The organism is Buttiauxella sp. B2, from assembly GCF_006376615.1.
Classification (GTDB): Bacteria; Pseudomonadota; Gammaproteobacteria; order Enterobacterales; family Enterobacteriaceae; genus Buttiauxella.
In genome coordinates, this window is the sequence record NZ_VEXQ01000001.1 from 513,193 (window position 1) to 529,751 (window position 16,559).

Consider the following 16,559-nt stretch of genomic DNA (forward strand, 5'->3'; position numbering starts at 1 on the left):
TTAACCTATTGATTTATCTAATAAATGATAGACGCTGGCCGTTTTCTTAGCAATATCACACCAATCATAAGATTGCAGGAACTCACTGTAATCGACAGGGGCCAGAACAACCCTTTCCTTAATTTTCTCAGCTAAATCAGCCACATTACCCACTTTGAAATAGGTGCCTGCGGGCAATCCTACTTCCAGATTAGCAGGAATATCACTCACCACCACCGGTAGAGAAAACGACATCGCTTCCAGCAGCGCTATGGGTAGCCCTTCGTGATATGACGGCATGATAAACAGCTTGGCCTGAGAAAATACGACTTCCAGCGCATCACCTTTTAAAAAACCAGTCAAAATAACATTTGGTGTTTTTATCGCTAATTGCTTCAAATGCATGCTGTATTCAGAAGGATGATCCGCATCGCCGACAAGTACCAATGGCTCGGAAACACCTGATTGCTGATAAGCTGTGATTAAATCGTGCAACCCTTTTTCTTCGACGAAACGACCTACTGCGACAAGATAGTTCTTAGGCTGTAGAGCATAACGGCCAAGTGTTTTGCTAATAGTTTCAGCATCCAATGGTTTTGGTATATTCACGCCGTTGTATATCAGATGAGCATCCATACGACCATGTTTCTTCTGAATCAACTTATTGATCACTTCAGAAATAACGATGACTTCGTTGGCATAATTAACGGCAAATTTTTCACCCAGCAATAAAGCCTGCCTGGCGATAAATCCCCATTTCTGGCGTTCATAATCGGGGCCATGATGCGTAAATACCACTTTCTTACCCAGTAAACGCAGTAATGGCACCACCAAACCAGGGCCAATTGCATGAACATGCACAATAGCGGATTTATCAAAACAGGTCTTAAACGCGGCTAAAACGGAATGGACTATCGCTTCCAGGGAGCGTTTTTTCGGTGCCCACAACGCCAGAGTTTCAATATTCTTGTACTGCGATTTTCTGTAACCGACATAAGGCGAGCGCGCAATCACACAAATATCCACATCAAACTGTTGTTTGATGGCGGGATAGAGGTTTTGGCAATGTGTTTCCACACCTCCCAATACATCAGGAATGCCACGCGTGCCTAAAACAGTAATTTTTCTGGTCATATTATGACTTGCTTAGGAGTTCTTGGTACAAATTCAGCAACTGTTTCATATGTTTACTCATCGCATATTTCTCACAAAGGCGTTCATGAGCATTTAGCCCCATATGCTGGGCTTTTTCCGGATTTGCTGCTAAATCATCCAGTATATCAGCCAGTTCTTGAGCATTTCCTGGTTCGAATAAAGCACCATCGACACCATCTCGAATTTGCTCAGGAATACCACCAATGCGCGAACCTACTATTGGCCGAGCAAATGACATGGCCTCAAGTACTGACATTGAGCAGTTTTCATTACATTCTGAAGGAACCACAATTGCACGGGCGTGCTTGATCAGTTTATCTAGCCCCTCACCTTGCTGAACATAACCGAGGAATTCAGCATTTGGGAACTGCTTGATAAGGTCATTATAGAGAGGGCCATGGCCAACAATTTTTAGCGGTATTTTATTGCGCATCAACTCATGCGCCCGCGCTAATGTCTCAATCCCTTTTTCACGGCTTATACGGCCAACAAAAAGCAAATAACCTTCATCTTCAATATCATCTAAAGACTGGCTATCATCAATTCCATTCACAATCACATCAATGCGTGAATTGGGTAACGTGTGTTTGATCACCCCACGTAGGAATTCGCTGGGGGAAATAATAACGTCGATTGCCTGGTAGTTTTTCGCAATAAATTGCCAGGTTGCTTCTAAAGAAAGCAGCAAGCTTTTCCCGGCTGAACCTTCGTAGCAACGGTATTTAAATGCATTAAATACTGCGCCATTGATACAAGCATCACACACCTTGCCATCGCGCAACATGGCATACGACGGGCAGGAAATTTTGTAGTCATGTGCAGTCAATACCGTTTTACAGCCAAAATCACGAGCAACCTTTATTATTGATGGTGTTAACTGGTGGTAGATATTGTGAAAATGAACAATATCTGGGCGTTCTTTTTCCAGTAACGTCTGCATTTTTTTACATGCTTCAGAATTATGGATAAAGTTTATTGCTGTTTTAATTCCACCCAGTAAGTTACTACCTTTATGGTAGTCAACATTGCTGACAAAATAGTCAGCATAGTCAGATGGAAAATTGTTCTCATGCTGCATTGAGAAATCAATAACATCAATGCCAGCCTGCTTCAGCATATTACGTTCTTGAAAATAAACTGTTTCTGCACCACCCTTGATGTAGAAAAATTTATTAACTAATAAAATTTTCATTATACCTACCTATTCATGAACAACTTTGCTATCAGGAGGAGTTGTGGGATCTCTCATCGGACGGCTCAGCCCTTTGATTAGTCCAACTGAAAGCACGGCTAAATTTATAACGCTTTGTAGGCCGCCCATTAGTGAACGGTTCTTTATTGTTTTCAGGATAATAAATGCGAGCAACGGTAAAAGAGTCATGCCGATAATTTCTGCATCAAACGTCAAAATCGAGATGAGTAAGATCAACATATAAAGAGTAAATATCACCTCATTCTTCACCATTTTGAGCGCATAGCCGAGATAAGGTTTTTTCCATGCGCTACGTAGCAATTCACCTGGTGCCTGATGGTAACCACTGCGCCAGCGATATTTCAGCAGTTTAAACGTCGGCATAGTATGGGAGGTATGGCTGAAATAAGGGGTGTCCAATCGATGCAATTTATAACCGGCATCAAGCAAACGCATTCCTAGTTCAGCTTCTTCATAAGCATGAAGATTTCGATTTGTCAGGTAACCAATTTTTTCAATTGCAGAACGACGATATAAACCGCCGCCACCTAAATGATCGCAATCACCTAACGGATAAATTTTATGCAGGCGTTGTTTACGCGACTTGAATTCATAGTTTGCCGCGTCATCCATTTCAACCGTACCCGCGACTCCTGCGTATTCTGGATGTTCGGCCAGAAACGCAATGGCTCTATCAATAAATCCCTTTTCCAACTCCATATCGCCGTCCATCAACAACAGGTATTCACCTTCACTGTACAAATAACCAAGTTGGTGCCCAACGCCGCAACAGCGATCGCCAGGTTCCGTCAGTGACACGACAGTGACGCCTTTGTCGCTGGCTAATTGCTGGGTGTTATCAGTAGATAAACTATCAGCAACAATAATTTTATGTGGATAATCAGTGATCTGCTGCCGGATGCTATCGATGGTTTTTTCGATACATTCGGCTTCGTTGAGCGTTTTGATACTAACTGAGATAAAAGGTTTATTAATCATACTATTGCTCTGTATAACGATGAACGGATCGACGGATAATCAGGCTTGAGCCTAATGATAGATAGAACAGGAATTGTAACATCGGCGTAATCGTTAGTATCTGGCTGTATGGCAAGCTCAGTAAACCACTCACCGCAAAAACATTGAAGGCAGGTGCGAAGCTTAATAACTGGAGATCCTGATTGTCTAATTGCTCCCGAGTTAATAATGGTTTGGGCTGCACAATTTTCAGGATGTATAAAATTAAGCCCACAAATAGCATTGTGCCCACAATGCCGACTTCCCAGAGCAGCATACTCAAAGAAGTTGAGTCCAGAATCAAATTATAAGTGAGGTTTAAAAAGCCCGGTGAGATTGCACTACCGCTATTTGTTGCATTCAAACCGTAACCAAATAATGTCCCAGAAAGTCCTCGCAGGTCATTATTGTTCAGCCAGAAAACAAGCGTTGTAAAACGGCCCACTTCCCCAGAAGGCAAGATATAATTGGGATCAAATATATAGCTTAAAGAATTCCAGAAAACGCTCAATGAGCTTTCTGTCGGGTCAGTACCAAATGCAGATGAATAGCCAGAGGCTAAAATGACGATCGCAAGAGTAATGAGCAATGCCATGCAAGCGAATATCAGAAATAGTGCTTTGATATTCACTTTGCTCACCCCCTTCACATAGCTCGGCATTATCCACACCCAGGCCAGCAAAATCGGTGAAAGCAAGATAACGAACTTAACTTCGCCTACGATACACAAACCAAAGCCCAGAATAATATGCAGCGCCATCGATTTAAAAGAGGTTAAACCGTGCTTAAATTCAGAGAGTTTTAACAACATAATCAACAGGCAGAATAGTCCCATTGCCGCGGTATTACCGCCTCCCATCGGATCGCCACCAAAGGTTCCGACAACCGAATCCCACTTATCCTCTTCGCCGTGTACTGCCACGCGTTGGGGTACCACAAACAATAATTGGTACAACACGATCGGGAATTGCGCGTAAAACACCCAGTACAATGTTTTGGTTACTCGATAAATCTGTGATTCGCGGCAAAACCCCAGCAACAGGCAGAACATTACCAGTGATAGTGCAAGCTCATTTTTAAAGCCAACGATGGCTACAGTTATCCCACCTTGTAATATTGTGGACACTGCGGTCATTGCCAGAAAAATGAGATACAGCGTCAGTGCTACAGTTTCCTGCTTATCGAGCTGTAATGTTTCGTAACGGGTTTGCATGACCAGCAACCCAACCATCAAAAGCGTCAGGAAAAATGGGATCCACAAAACCGCCAATACACCGGTGAAATATTGAACCAACCCGCAGAATACCAGGGCAATCAGGGAATATGTCTGTAAATAATACCCAGTATTAAGATTCATAATACAGCCGGCCTGTCTTTCAAAATGTTGGCACGCTTATTCACCTTCAGGTAAATAAATGCATATCGAACGAACGTTAATATTGAGAACAGAATGATGGATGTAGCGTAGCTGTTATAAAAATACGGTACGATAACAAATGATATCAACACAATCGCTAATTGCTCAAACTGGATCCGCAGAAAGTAACGATGAGAACCAAAAACCAGTTCAATCACGGTCAATGGGCAGATTGCTAATGCCGGGAATAAATAAGGCAGCATATAGCGCGAAGTGGGAATCGAGTTTATCCAGTCTTCACTAAAACCAAGATGCATCACTATCGGATAGAAAATAAACACACCCAGCGTACAGATAATGCCTAGCACCAACAGGAGCAAGCGCACTTTTGTGTACTCATGATAGTTGAAAGTGTTATTCCTGAAATCGATAGACCACTTCGAGAAAATAGTATTACGCACCGCGTTCCCGATGATGACAACCGGCGCCAGACAGAAACGGCTCACGATAGAAAAATAACCCGCAGTCAAAGCTGAGAACCAAAAATTAATCAACATGATAGGCAGGTTACTGTTTGCCATCGCTAAAACCTCTGCACTACCGACTTTAGTAATGTGATGAATGTGCTTATTAAAAAACGCCAGATTATTTTTAGGGCTCAAATGTTGCAATGTTACCGAGCGAATATCAAAAGCACGCAGAATCCAGCCAATGGTCAGCAGCATCATCGAACCAGCCCATGCCCAGTAAAATGCCTGAACATGGGTGGTGAGCACCACCGAAAGCACAACCACCACTGAAACAGAAATACGCTGAAAGACCAAAAAGCTGAAATTAGCCGTTCTCAGCGCCAGGTTTTCTGAAACCAAAACCCATGTATTTGAGAGCGTAAGTAGATAAAGGAAGAAGATATTTTGATTAAATAGCCATGCGGTAAACAGTGCATACGGCAAGGCTATAATCAGACTTTGTAACAAGCAAAACACCACATTTTGAGTCAATTCGTCATCGTGTTGCTTGGGTATTAGTAGCTGTGATGCAAAGGTGCAAACTTGGGCACCAATCAACGCAATACTGTAGTTAAGCGCGTATAGCCCCACTTCCGCCAGGTTATACTTGTGCGAAATCAACCAAATACTCAGCGCACCAATCAACTGCGAAATGACTGATGAACCAGCGATTGTGGACGCGCTCTTCAGTAAACTCATAAATGGCCTGTGCCGTTCATCAGTTCGTTAGTTTGAAGGTTGAGCGAACGTAGACCCTCTTTCGTCTCGAGATTTCTATCAACAACCTGATTAATGACTGCGCCAATCACCACAGACTGATTTGTTTCGATTTTATCCAACGCTTGAGTAATGTGGTCCGCTGGCGCTGCACCAGCTTTCAGCACGAAAATCAGGCCATCTGTGACCCGACTAATCAACTGGCTGTCCTGGCTTTGATTCACAGCGGCAACATCAATGATGATGCGCTGATAACGGCTTCTTAACTCACGTATGACGTGTTCAATATTTTCCGATGACAGCATCAATAATGAAGATACAGTCGAAGTGCCACGCGGCAAGAAGTCGAGATTTTCATTCACTTTGACACTCATACTCTCAAGCGTGCCTTCACCACGAATCAGCTCAGCAACGCCAGACGCAGACGGTTTAGCCAGTTCACTCGACAGACCATCTTTATTGAAGAAATCCAAATCAATCAGCAATGTTTTCTGATCAAAGCTAAATGAATTAGCCAGAAGATTCGCCAACAGCGTGCGCCCTTCTCCGTGGTCAGCCGAAGTGACAGCGATAGTCTGAAGCTGCCGATTATCCAGCATAATACGTGTGCGAATGCTGTGAATGATGTCAGCATTCAGCGGGTTATTCGCAATAACATCACGAATTTGCGCACGATTCCCCATTCCTTTATAGCGACGAATCTCACCCAACGGTTCAAGGTTCAGGCGTTTTTTCATTTGGCTCAGGTTGTTGATAGTGCTGTCCATTGCGGCTTTCACAATGATGTACATGATACTGAACGCCAGCGCTAACATAACCACCATCACCAACAGTAAAGATTTGTTAGGTTTAGATGGGCGATCTGCAGGAACTGCGGGGTCATACAACACCGCGTCTGCATCAGCGTAATTGCCTGACAGCGACTGCTCCTGAGTACGCTGATACAGCGTTTTATAGGAATCTTCAGTTTTATCCAGCGCCAGCTTCAACGTGTTATAACCATCGCGCTTCGTTCCCAGCTTTTGGAAAACCTCTTTCTGCTGGTTTAATTGCTGCTGATAGTTATTTTCGTCTGCCAACGCCGCCTGATATTGCTGGCGCAAACCCGTTTCCAGCTCGCCCAGCACGCTATATGTCTGATCCTCAATAGCCTGAACTTGAGCCTGTGCCTCTAGGATTTTAGTGTGTTTCGGGCCATACGATTTCCGCAATTCGTAGAGTGAGCGTTTCGCCTGAATAAGGGCAATACGCAAATCCTGAATTTGAGCATGATTTGAAATGGCCGGCAGTGAAATCACGTCATTCAATGATTTACCCGCATTTTGGCGAACTTCGTTATATTGCGATTGCGCAGCGACCCTACGCTGAGTGGCATCCGCCAGTCGATTAGTGACGATACTTAACTGTTCTGTTTCAAAACCATCCACGCCACGGAAAGTCAGCAATCCTTCATTCTTCAGATACTCATCAATAGCTTGTTTTTGTTCTGCTATTTGCTTCTGAAGCTCATCCATTCTCTGCAGGTTACTTTCACGTGCTTTCTGCGTGTTCTGGTGTTTTTGTTCAGCCGTATAGTTGATAAACGTCTGGGCTACTCCGTTTGCGATTTCAGCCGCAAGTTTTGGAGAAGATGATTCATACGATATGGACGCCAGGTGTGTGGTGCGGACACTGCTAATCGTAAGATTTTTCAGCATTGTCTTCAGTGCATGATCTACCCGTTGCTGCTGATTTTCAGCGGTATTTGCATCTTTACTGTCTGATTTGACGCCATTAAAATCAGGATTTTCATCCAGTTTTAAATTACGAACTGCCTGTTCCAATACAATTCGCGACTGCATCAAAGCATACTGTGTCTCGTAATAACCACTACGTGTCGAGTCATAACCCTCAACCTGTGGAAATGGCGAGACATTATCAGGCTGCGCTTTAATGAGTACTGTCGCCGTTGAGACATACATAGATGTCATCATGCTAATTAATGGGTAGGCAATCGCTCCCGCAATTACACCGGCGAGAAGGATTTTCCAACTGTTCTTTTTAATTTCTTTGGCAAACCGAGAGAAATCGATAGAACTTTCTCGTCTCTTGCCATTTTCCACTATTGATAGTTTCATAGTTAGAAGAAGCCCATGCCAATAATCACGATATCACCGGGGTGAACGGAATGTCTTACGTCCACATTATTAAGCAATTGGTTTGTGCCAGCTAAGCGAATGTTGATGTCTTTACGATCCGCTCTGTCTGTGTAACCACCCGCCAGTGCAATTGCCTTCTCTACCGTTAACCCAGGTTCATAAGCAATACCACTCGGTTTCGCAACTTCGCCTGAAACATAGAATTTACGGAACTCAGCTATATTTACTGTCACCATTGGGTTTTGCAGGTAATCACCACGCAGACGGTTAGTAAGCTCCCCGCTAACCTGTTCCGGTGTTTTACCTTTCAAAACCAATTGCCCGATATAAGGGAAAGTAATCGTTCCACTTTTATCAATTATGAATTTCATCGTCATATCGGGTTCGCCGTACACACTAATACTGACAGCATCTCCCGCATCTAGCATGTATCCTTTTGATTCAACATCAGGATTATCCATTAGTGGTAGCGCAGATGTTGTGCATCCAGCCAAAAGCATACTGAATAACAAAAATGCCCACAGTTTCATTATTTTCATTTTAAATCTGCACCTTAGCTGTAAACATTATCAGCGAATTGTCATAGCCCAATGTTCTCTGAACTTCCCGGTCGTCATTAGGGCCGATATAGAACGAATCTGTTTCTTTATTCGAACGCAATGTATCTATTTGATATTTCAACTCAAAATTAACAGAGGGCCTGAAGTCGTAACTCATAGTGAAGGTGAATACACCATCTTTATCATTTCTGTCCTTGTTTTGTTTCTTATAATCTTCCGTGGTGTACGAATAATCTAACAAGGTAGAGAAACGGTCATTCGGCCAATAATGTTGATAAGAAACACCGTATTGCGAAACCAAAATATATCCCCCTACTTCAGAAGGATCTTTAATGCGCTGTGAGGTATGTGCTGTAAATATAGACTGCTTGAGTGGTTTCCACTCCCCCTGGATATCCCAGTTTAGTCCATTAAAATCTTGTGAGTTAGGACCGCTTTCGAACGTTTTATACAACCACGCCACGTTCATATCGACGTTGGTTTTGCCTGTAAGCTGTGATTTTATTCCATAAATCAAATAATACTCGTTGCTGTCTTTTTCTGGGGCGTTATCGTAATGGCGCTGATTGGTAATAAAGCTATAGCGAAAACGCGTTTGTGACGAGTACTGGTCGAAAATTTCAGCAACGAGGCTATTTTCATGCCATTCCTGCTCCTGAATATAATTGTAAAAGTCTTCGTCAGTATTCTGCGCATCCTGAGTATTACCAAATCGGAGTTTTTTATAGATTAACGCAACTTCTGCTTTTCCACGCCCCTGAAGAGCACCATAGCTATATCGTAGTTCACTATTAAGTAAGTTGGTGGTTAGCGGTGATTTAATACCAAACTCTTGAAATTGCTCAGGTACAAACCCTTCCGTAACGCCACGCCCACGGTCTTCGTGACCGATAGAATCCTCAACGTTAAACATCAGGCCATGTTTTAATCCATAACGCCACGCACTATTAAAACGGAAAAAATGGTCATTGTAATTATCAGCTGAGTCATTATTATAATTACGATAATCACCTGAATACATTAATAGATATTTATCTTGATACCGTTCACCCATCATGCTCAATACAGGGGTAACACTTTGGTAGCTTGAGTCTACAGAATCGCTGTCATGTGGCTGATAAGTAACATTATTTTCATAACCGTAATCCACACCCACTTTGCTTTGAAAATCGATACCCGCAAAGCCGATATGTGATTTCGGTGTTAAGTCTGCCAGGGCCGGTTGTGATAAAACTATTCCGGCTGCGATAATATATTTAATATGCATTTTTACCGACAAATCCTTTGAAAATAGTTTTTATAATAATTTTTATATCTAGCCATAAAGACCAGTTTTGAATGTACTCTATATCGTACTGAACACGCTTTTCCATTTTATAAAGTGCATCAATTTCGCCACGATAGCCGTTAATTTGTGCTAATCCTGTGATCCCTGGCTTAACTTTATGGCGAATCATGTAGTTTTCAACTTGCTTACGATATTGCTCGTTATGTGTCACTGCGTGTGGCCTTGGACCCACTATCGACATGCTACCCTGCAGCACGTTAAAAAACTGCGGTAACTCATCAAGCGATGTGCGACGTAAAAATGCCCCAAAGCGAGTGACGCGCGGGTCGCCTTTTGTCGCTTGCACGACCGTGTCAGAATTTTCCATGACGCGCATAGTGCGGAACTTCCAAACTTTAATTTTTTGCCCACTCAAACCGTAGCGGTCTTGTTTGAAAAACACTGGTCCACGTGATGTTAGTTTTATTCCGATGCCAATCACTAAAAGTAGCGAGGAAATCAACACCATAATAACGCTGCCAAGTACTAAATCTTCAGCGCGCTTAATAAAGGAACCAACCCCTTCAAATGGAGAGCTCAAGATACTGATTGTTTGTAAGTTGTGTATAGAGCGCAACTGTGACATATGCGTGCTGTAAGAGTTAAAATCTGGGACGATATAAGTATCGACAGTTGTATCCGACATCATAGATAAAAAATGGCGGATACGTTCCAGCGCGACTAACGGTAAAGCGATGTATATTTCATCTACCCTGCCCGCTTTGGCCTCTTCAACCAGGCCGCTGACCGAACCCTTAAATGGGCTGTCCATTTGGTTAATCAGGTCGTTAAATCGTGATGCATCACGTTCATCGTAAAAAGCCATATCCAATTTCATATTGGAATATTCTTTGAGAAGTGCATGTTCAGCGGCAAGGCCATTGGGTGTTACGCCAACAATGGCCACGCGAATATTTTTTTTTGATGAATACTTAAGAAAACTTAAATGTATTATTAACAGCAAAAATAGAGGAATGGAATACCAGACTAGAGTTGCAGGGAAAAAACGATTATCGAGTACGCTTAAATAGCCTAAGGATTGTAGTCCACCAGTCAATGACTTAATGGTCTCAACGAAGACGATGGTAAAAAAGGCACATAGGATCAATCGTAACTGACCACGGATATTCATATTTTTTGGTTTATGCAGATAAAGCCCAGTGTACTCACCAAATAGTAAAAAAGAGGTAGAGAAGATAAAGTTAAGCATTATGATGGTACTAATAGATTCAATTGCTAATAGCAAGGCACTCAATATTAAAACCGCGTTTATAACGATAAAGTCAGCTAACTTAATAAATACTGGATACCCTCCATGGGTAAATTTCAACGAATTTTTCAGCATTGTTAGACTCGTTTTTCATTAAATTATCATTATTGATACATTCCTTTCCCATCATGATTATATCATAAGTGTAAAGAACGCGAGGTTAGTTTGTTGAAAATTGTAAAGCTCAATGTTATCCAGGATAAATTACCTTTCAATTTACCCGATATTGTGGTTAAGAGCGCCAGATATTTGCTTTGTAAGAGTAAGTTAACGCAGTATTTATCCCTGTTTTTTTAACTTATGGTAAACGCGCGGGGTTCTATGGAAGGGGTGCAACATCAAGGCACCACCATAAATGAGTGCCTGGATGTTTAGATAAAATAATTTTTCGCAGTAGAATTAATGGATAGTTTTTGACTCAGCCTTACGCTGCTCCTGCCAGTAACTGTGCAGTTGTAACGCCGCCGGACCAATTGCTTCCTGGCTGACTTCATACTCCTGCTCAGTCATTTGTTCCAGTTTCGTTATATTCGCTTCATCGCCGTGCAAGGCAATCATTTCCAGCACAGTTTGCAGCCGTTCTGGCAATGCTGACCAGTCGCCTAATGCGATTCCACGCATATAACCAAAACTCCACTCCTCAACGATGGTGTAGTCATGACCATCCACTTCACGATAACCAAAGAGTGGCTCAAACTGATCTGGTGCGTGGTTCAGACGTTCAGCAATATCATTCATATGCTGTAAGGCAAGATCGTTAAACCGCTTCTGTTCTGGTTCGCTTTGCCAGTTTGGGAGCTGTTCTTTACCACCCCATAACGCAGTCTGCCACTCAGAAAGTGGAATTACCACTGGTGCTGATAGAATCGCGGTGAGCATGCCGTCTAGCTCGGAAACGTCCAGTACTGAGTCGTCATTACCGTACTTGGTGAGTATCTCATCCAGCCATTCTAGTTCTTCTTCGTTTAGCGGCCCTTGATTCATACAGTATCCTCCAAAAGTGATCGATTTTCAGCCAAGGTTAACGTGACGATTTTACGGTAAATTTCGGCCTGCAATGTGCAATATATTAAACTAAAAATGGAAATGGTTTCAGCATGGATGTCATGATAGCTAGCAGGAACATAAATCGCAGAATGTAAAAAACCATTTGAAGGTCTGAATGATCCTCACTAAATCAACATCAGATTTGAGATGTCGCCCTTAATTTTAAACTGTGTCGTCGTTTAATTAACTTCTACTGCTATTTGTTACGCTGGTGAAAAATGTAATTTATGCGTGCCTCTTTGCGGGAAAATATCAATATTCAAATTTTTGATAGTCTGTGTAATAGATTCACCGATATTGATGACTCCAGCCTGGGCATCGTAGGGGAGTGCGTTGAATGAGAAAAAGGTTTTGAATATGATCTTTTTCCAGGGCCTCATGCTTACAAATGCGGCTTAATGCAAAAATGGTTTAGTGAAAAATCTGTCCGTGGCCATCCGACTACCTTTGTCCCTATTCGGACTACCTTTGAATTCGCCAGGATTAATTATTTTCCCTGGTTTTCCCCTTACTAACCGACCCTGCGTGTTAGGTCTAACCCCACACCTTAGTTGTTTGGAGATTCACTTCATAAGCGCCAGGATATGCGAACTGCAAAAAGCAAAAAACCACCCGAAGGTGGTTTCCACGACACTGCTTTATCATTGATTTTATTCTAGTATTCCCATGGTGCCCGGGGCGGGACTTGAACCCGCACAGCGCGAACGCCGAGGGATTTTAAATCCCTTGTGTCTACCGATTTCACCACCCGGGCTCGGGAAGAAAGTGGAGGCGCGTTCCGGAGTCGAACCGGACTAGACGGATTTGCAATCCGCTACATAACCGCTTTGCTAACGCGCCAAAACCTTTTACCTTCGCAGGTTGTAACAGAACTCTGTTACCTAAATTTGGAGCGGGAAACGAGACTCGAACTCGCGACCCCGACCTTGGCAAGGTCGTGCTCTACCAACTGAGCTATTCCCGCAAAATCTTATCGATGAAGCTTAAAGCTAATCATTTGATTTTGCTATCTTCTGGCAATCAGTGCTGCCGTTCGATGCGTTGCATTCTACTTACCTGACGCGATGAGTCAATGAAATTTTCTGTCACCGCGTTCCGTTTGCTGAATTTTGCAGCGTACCGATCACGGTTCGAGCAAATCACCCCTCGCCGCAGCCAAATACTGGAACATTGACCAGAAAGTTAAGACCGCCGCAACGAAGAATAAACCGATGCCGGTATACTCAATCCACATATTTGGACGCCAGAGCATACCGATCAACGCCAGCATTTGCGCCATGGTCTTGGCTTTGCCAATCCAGGATACGGCAACACTGCTGCGCTTACCGATTTCAGCCATCCATTCTCGCAATGCAGAAATTATAATTTCGCGGGCAATCATCGTGGCCGCAGGTAGTGTCACCCACCATGCGTGATAGTGTTCCACTACCAGCACCAAAGCGACAACAACCATGACTTTGTCGGCCACCGGGTCAAGGAATGCCCCAAAGCGCGTGCTTTGGTTCCAGCGGCGGGCCAAAAAACCATCAAACCAATCTGTGATAGCTGCAAACCAGAAGATAAACGCACATAGGAATGGCGCCCAACTAAACGGCAGATAAAAAGCCAGCACAAAGAATGGGATAAGGATGATACGAAACAGAGTAAGCAATGTTGGGATATTAAATTGCATAGCGCTGGTTAACTGTCTGTCGTAAGTGGAAATTGTCTCTATGTTGCTACAGAGCCCTTAATGTTTCAACGAGTAGAAGATCTTTTCTGCCAACGCTTGCGAGATACCTGGCACTTTTGCAATTTCGTCTACGGATGCATTCTTTAATGGTTGCAATCCACCCATATATTTCAACAACATCTGCCGACGTTTTGGCCCGACCCCTTCAATTGTCTCCAATGCGCTGGTATTTTTCACTTTTGCACGTTTTTTACGATGCCCGGAAATCGCGTGGTCGTGTGATTCATCACGAATATGTTGAATGACATGCAGTGCCGGTGAATCAGGTGGCAGAGAGAACCCCTCGCCTTCTGGTTCTAAGAACAATGTTTCAAGCCCCGCTTTACGATCAGCACCTTTTGCTACGCCCAACAGCAACGGATGGTTTTTATCCCACGGAACATCCAGTTCAGCAAATACTGCCTTCGCCTGGCCCAGCTGCCCTTTCCCACCGTCAATGAGAATCACATCTGGCACTTTGTTCTCGTCGATAGCCTTGCCATAGCGGCGGCGCAATACCTGGTTCATCGCCGCATAATCATCACCAGGGGTAATACCTTCAATGTTATAGCGTCGATATTCTGCACGCAGCGGGCCATTGGCATCAAAAACGACGCAAGAAGCCACGGTCTGCTCACCCATGGTGTGGCTGATGTCAAAGCACTCCATCCGTTTAATCGCAGGTAACTCCAGCACATTGGCCAATACCGCCAGGCGTTGATGAATGGTTGACTGTTGCGCCAGACGTGTCACCAGTGCGGTTGCCGCGTTGGTACGTGCAAGTTTTAGGTAACGTGCACGATCCCCTCGTGGCTTGGTCTGCACATTGATTCTTCGCCCCGCAAGTTCCGTCAGGGAATCTGACAGCAAGGTTTTATCCGGCAAATTAAAATCCAGCAGGATTTCAGCAGGAAGTGTACGCATCTGGCTGCCCTGCAAATAGAACTGTCCAACAAAAGTTTCGACAACTTCACCAAGCTCGGTACCACCAGGCACTTTCGGGAAATAACTGCGGCTGCCCAGAACCTTGCCCTGGCGGATGAAGAGCACGTGTACACACGCCATTCCTGCATCGAACGACACGCCTATCACATCCAGGTCGTCGCCCGTGTTGGACACAAACTGTTTTTCAGTGACACGACGCACCGCCTGAATCTGGTCACGGATTCGTGCAGCTTCTTCAAATTCCAGATTTGCACTCGCCTGCTCCATTCGGCCAATCAGTTGGTTCAATACCTGATCATCTTTGCCCGAAAGGAACAAACGTACATATTCCACCTGTTGTGCGTAATCTTCTTCGCTAACAAGACCGGCAACACACGGCCCAAGACAGCGCCCAATTTGATATTGTAAACAAGGACGCGAGCGGTTGCGGTAGACATTGTTTTCGCACTGGCGAATAGGGAAGATTTTTTGCAGCAACGCCAAAGTTTCACGTACTGCATAACCATTTGGGAATGGCCCGAAATATTCTCCTTTTGCGTGCTTCGCCCCACGGTGCATAGCAAGCCGCGGGTGAGTATCACCGCTTAGGAAAATAAAAGGATAGGATTTGTCATCACGCAGCAGCACGTTGTAACGCGGCTGATAAAGCTTGATGTAGTTGTGCTCCAGCAACAACGCTTCTGTTTCGGTATGGGTTACCGTCACGTCAATATGTTGGATTAATGCAACCAGAGCTTCTGTTTTACGGTTGGCAAGATTGCTCCTGAAGTAGCTCGACAGGCGCTTTTTTAGATCTTTGGCTTTACCAACGTAAATGACCGTCTCGCTGGCGTCATACATGCGGTAGACGCCAGGTTTGCTGGTGACAGTTTTGAGAAAAGCGCGCGGGTCAAAGATTTCACTCACTGCTGATTAACGTCTCCGCACTAAATAAACCATGACGAATGGCCAAGTGTGTCAGCTCAACATCGCCACTGATATTCAGTTTACTAAACATGCGGTAACGGTAACTGTTGACCGTTTTCGGGCTGAGATTGAGCTGTTCTGAGATCTCATTGACCTTCTGGCCTTTGGTGATCATTAGCATAATCTGTAATTCGCGCTCCGACAAACTGGCAAACGGTGTGTCCGTTTTTTCCGGTTCAATCTGGCTTAATGCCATCTGCTGAGCGATGTCGGATGCGATGTAACGTTGGCCCGCATTAACCGAACGAATAGCGTTGACCACATCTTGTGGCGCAGCGCCTTTACTTAAATAACCCGCAGCACCGGCTTGCATAACTTTTGCTGGTAGCGGATTTTCAGTGTGTATTGTCAGCATAATCACTTTGATATCAGTTGAATATCGCGCGATTTTGCGAGTCGCTTCAAGACCGCCAATCCCCGGCATGTTCATGTCCATCAGGACCACATCAACAGGATGACTACGGCACCATTTTACGGCATCCTCACCGCAATTTGCTTCACCAGATATCTTGATCCCTTTGATATCTTCAAGAATGCGTCGTATCCCTGCGCGCACCAGTTCGTGGTCATCAACAAGAAGTACGTTGATCAAAGGGGAACTCTCCAGAAAAGGGATAACGCTGCTAAAATTACCTGGACATATTAACGGGTTTTCCAGCAACTTTAAAA

At 43.9% G+C, this 16,559-nt stretch carries 13 protein-coding genes and 3 tRNA genes; all 16 read right to left on the minus strand.

Translation table 11 applies throughout. The features are described from left to right. Window positions 1–1,113 carry a glycosyltransferase family 4 protein gene (locus FH968_RS02660; protein WP_139876987.1) on the minus strand — a complete coding sequence of 371 codons (1,113 nt, stop codon included), beginning with the start codon at window positions 1,111–1,113 and terminating at the stop codon, window positions 1–3. 1 nt (window position 1,114) lies between these two features. Beyond that, window positions 1,115–2,326, minus strand: a complete 1,212-nt coding sequence (locus FH968_RS02665) for a glycosyltransferase family 4 protein (protein WP_139876989.1) — start codon at window positions 2,324–2,326, stop codon at window positions 1,115–1,117. Between the two features lie 9 nt (window positions 2,327–2,335). Further along, window positions 2,336–3,325, minus strand: a complete 990-nt coding sequence (locus FH968_RS02670; protein ID WP_139876991.1) for a glycosyltransferase family 2 protein — start codon at window positions 3,323–3,325, stop codon at window positions 2,336–2,338. Between the two features lies 1 nt (window position 3,326). Beyond that, window positions 3,327–4,700: a capsular biosynthesis protein gene (locus FH968_RS02675; protein WP_139876993.1), complete on the minus strand. Its 1,374-nt coding sequence runs from the start codon at window positions 4,698–4,700 to the stop codon at window positions 3,327–3,329. Beyond that, on the minus strand, window positions 4,697–5,908 hold the full coding sequence (locus tag FH968_RS02680; RefSeq protein WP_139876995.1) for a lipopolysaccharide biosynthesis protein: 1,212 nt from the start codon (window positions 5,906–5,908) through the stop codon (window positions 4,697–4,699). The genes FH968_RS02675 and FH968_RS02680 overlap by 4 nt, the downstream gene beginning before the upstream one ends. Beyond that, the gene (locus FH968_RS02685) at window positions 5,905–8,043 is read right to left on the minus strand and encodes a polysaccharide biosynthesis tyrosine autokinase (protein WP_139876997.1); all 2,139 of its coding nucleotides are present in this window, start codon (window positions 8,041–8,043) and stop codon (window positions 5,905–5,907) included. The genes FH968_RS02680 and FH968_RS02685 overlap by 4 nt, the downstream gene beginning before the upstream one ends. A 2-nt stretch (window positions 8,044–8,045) precedes the next feature. After that, window positions 8,046–8,603, minus strand: coding sequence for a polysaccharide biosynthesis/export family protein (locus tag FH968_RS02690; RefSeq protein WP_139876999.1), 558 nt, complete (start codon window positions 8,601–8,603; stop codon window positions 8,046–8,048). A 1-nt stretch (window position 8,604) separates the two neighbouring features. After that, window positions 8,605–9,891, minus strand: a complete 1,287-nt coding sequence (locus FH968_RS02695) for an outer membrane beta-barrel protein (RefSeq protein WP_139877001.1) — start codon at window positions 9,889–9,891, stop codon at window positions 8,605–8,607. Further along, window positions 9,881–11,296 (minus strand): undecaprenyl-phosphate glucose phosphotransferase, encoded by a 1,416-nt coding sequence (locus FH968_RS02700; RefSeq protein ID WP_139877003.1) that lies wholly within the window; start codon window positions 11,294–11,296, stop codon window positions 9,881–9,883. Before FH968_RS02700 ends, FH968_RS02695 begins: the two co-directional genes overlap by 11 nt. 324 nt (window positions 11,297–11,620) lie before the next feature. Further along, window positions 11,621–12,205, minus strand: a complete 585-nt coding sequence (locus FH968_RS02705) for a YecA family protein (protein ID WP_139877005.1) — start codon at window positions 12,203–12,205, stop codon at window positions 11,621–11,623. 730 nt (window positions 12,206–12,935) lie between these two features. Continuing rightward, window positions 12,936–13,022, minus strand: a tRNA-Leu gene (locus tag FH968_RS02710). 12 nt (window positions 13,023–13,034) lie between these two features. Continuing rightward, window positions 13,035–13,108: transfer RNA gene (locus tag FH968_RS02715), tRNA-Cys, on the minus strand. A gap of 48 nt (window positions 13,109–13,156) precedes the next feature. Then, a tRNA-Gly gene (locus tag FH968_RS02720) sits at window positions 13,157–13,232 on the minus strand. 159 nt (window positions 13,233–13,391) lie between these two features. Continuing rightward, the gene (gene pgsA, locus FH968_RS02725; RefSeq protein WP_139877007.1) at window positions 13,392–13,940 is read right to left on the minus strand and encodes a CDP-diacylglycerol--glycerol-3-phosphate 3-phosphatidyltransferase; all 549 of its coding nucleotides are present in this window, start codon (window positions 13,938–13,940) and stop codon (window positions 13,392–13,394) included. A 57-nt stretch (window positions 13,941–13,997) separates the two neighbouring features. Further along, window positions 13,998–15,830, minus strand: a complete 1,833-nt coding sequence (uvrC, locus tag FH968_RS02730; protein ID WP_139877009.1) for an excinuclease ABC subunit UvrC — start codon at window positions 15,828–15,830, stop codon at window positions 13,998–14,000. Then, complete coding sequence (uvrY, locus tag FH968_RS02735) at window positions 15,823–16,482, minus strand: UvrY/SirA/GacA family response regulator transcription factor (protein ID WP_139877011.1); 660 nt, start codon at window positions 16,480–16,482, stop codon at window positions 15,823–15,825. Before uvrY ends, uvrC begins: the two co-directional genes overlap by 8 nt. Between the last annotated feature and the right edge of the window lie 77 nt (window positions 16,483–16,559).

Coding starts and splice junctions, on each gene's coding strand:
- FH968_RS02680 (WP_139876995.1), bottom strand. CDS start 5,908: ATGAGTTTACTGAAGAGCGCGTCCACAATCGCTGGTTCATCAGTCATT.
- FH968_RS02675 (WP_139876993.1), bottom strand. CDS start 4,700: ATGAATCTTAATACTGGGTATTATTTACAGACATATTCCCTGATTGCC.
- FH968_RS02670 (WP_139876991.1), bottom strand. CDS start 3,325: ATGATTAATAAACCTTTTATCTCAGTTAGTATCAAAACGCTCAACGAA.
- FH968_RS02700 (WP_139877003.1), bottom strand. CDS start 11,296: ATGCTGAAAAATTCGTTGAAATTTACCCATGGAGGGTATCCAGTATTT.
- FH968_RS02660 (WP_139876987.1), bottom strand. CDS start 1,113: ATGACCAGAAAAATTACTGTTTTAGGCACGCGTGGCATTCCTGATGTA.
- FH968_RS02665 (WP_139876989.1), bottom strand. CDS start 2,326: ATGAAAATTTTATTAGTTAATAAATTTTTCTACATCAAGGGTGGTGCA.
- FH968_RS02695 (WP_139877001.1), bottom strand. CDS start 9,891: ATGCATATTAAATATATTATCGCAGCCGGAATAGTTTTATCACAACCG.
- FH968_RS02685 (WP_139876997.1), bottom strand. CDS start 8,043: ATGAAACTATCAATAGTGGAAAATGGCAAGAGACGAGAAAGTTCTATC.
- FH968_RS02705 (WP_139877005.1), bottom strand. CDS start 12,205: ATGAATCAAGGGCCGCTAAACGAAGAAGAACTAGAATGGCTGGATGAG.
- pgsA (WP_139877007.1), bottom strand. CDS start 13,940: ATGCAATTTAATATCCCAACATTGCTTACTCTGTTTCGTATCATCCTT.
- FH968_RS02690 (WP_139876999.1), bottom strand. CDS start 8,603: ATGAAAATAATGAAACTGTGGGCATTTTTGTTATTCAGTATGCTTTTG.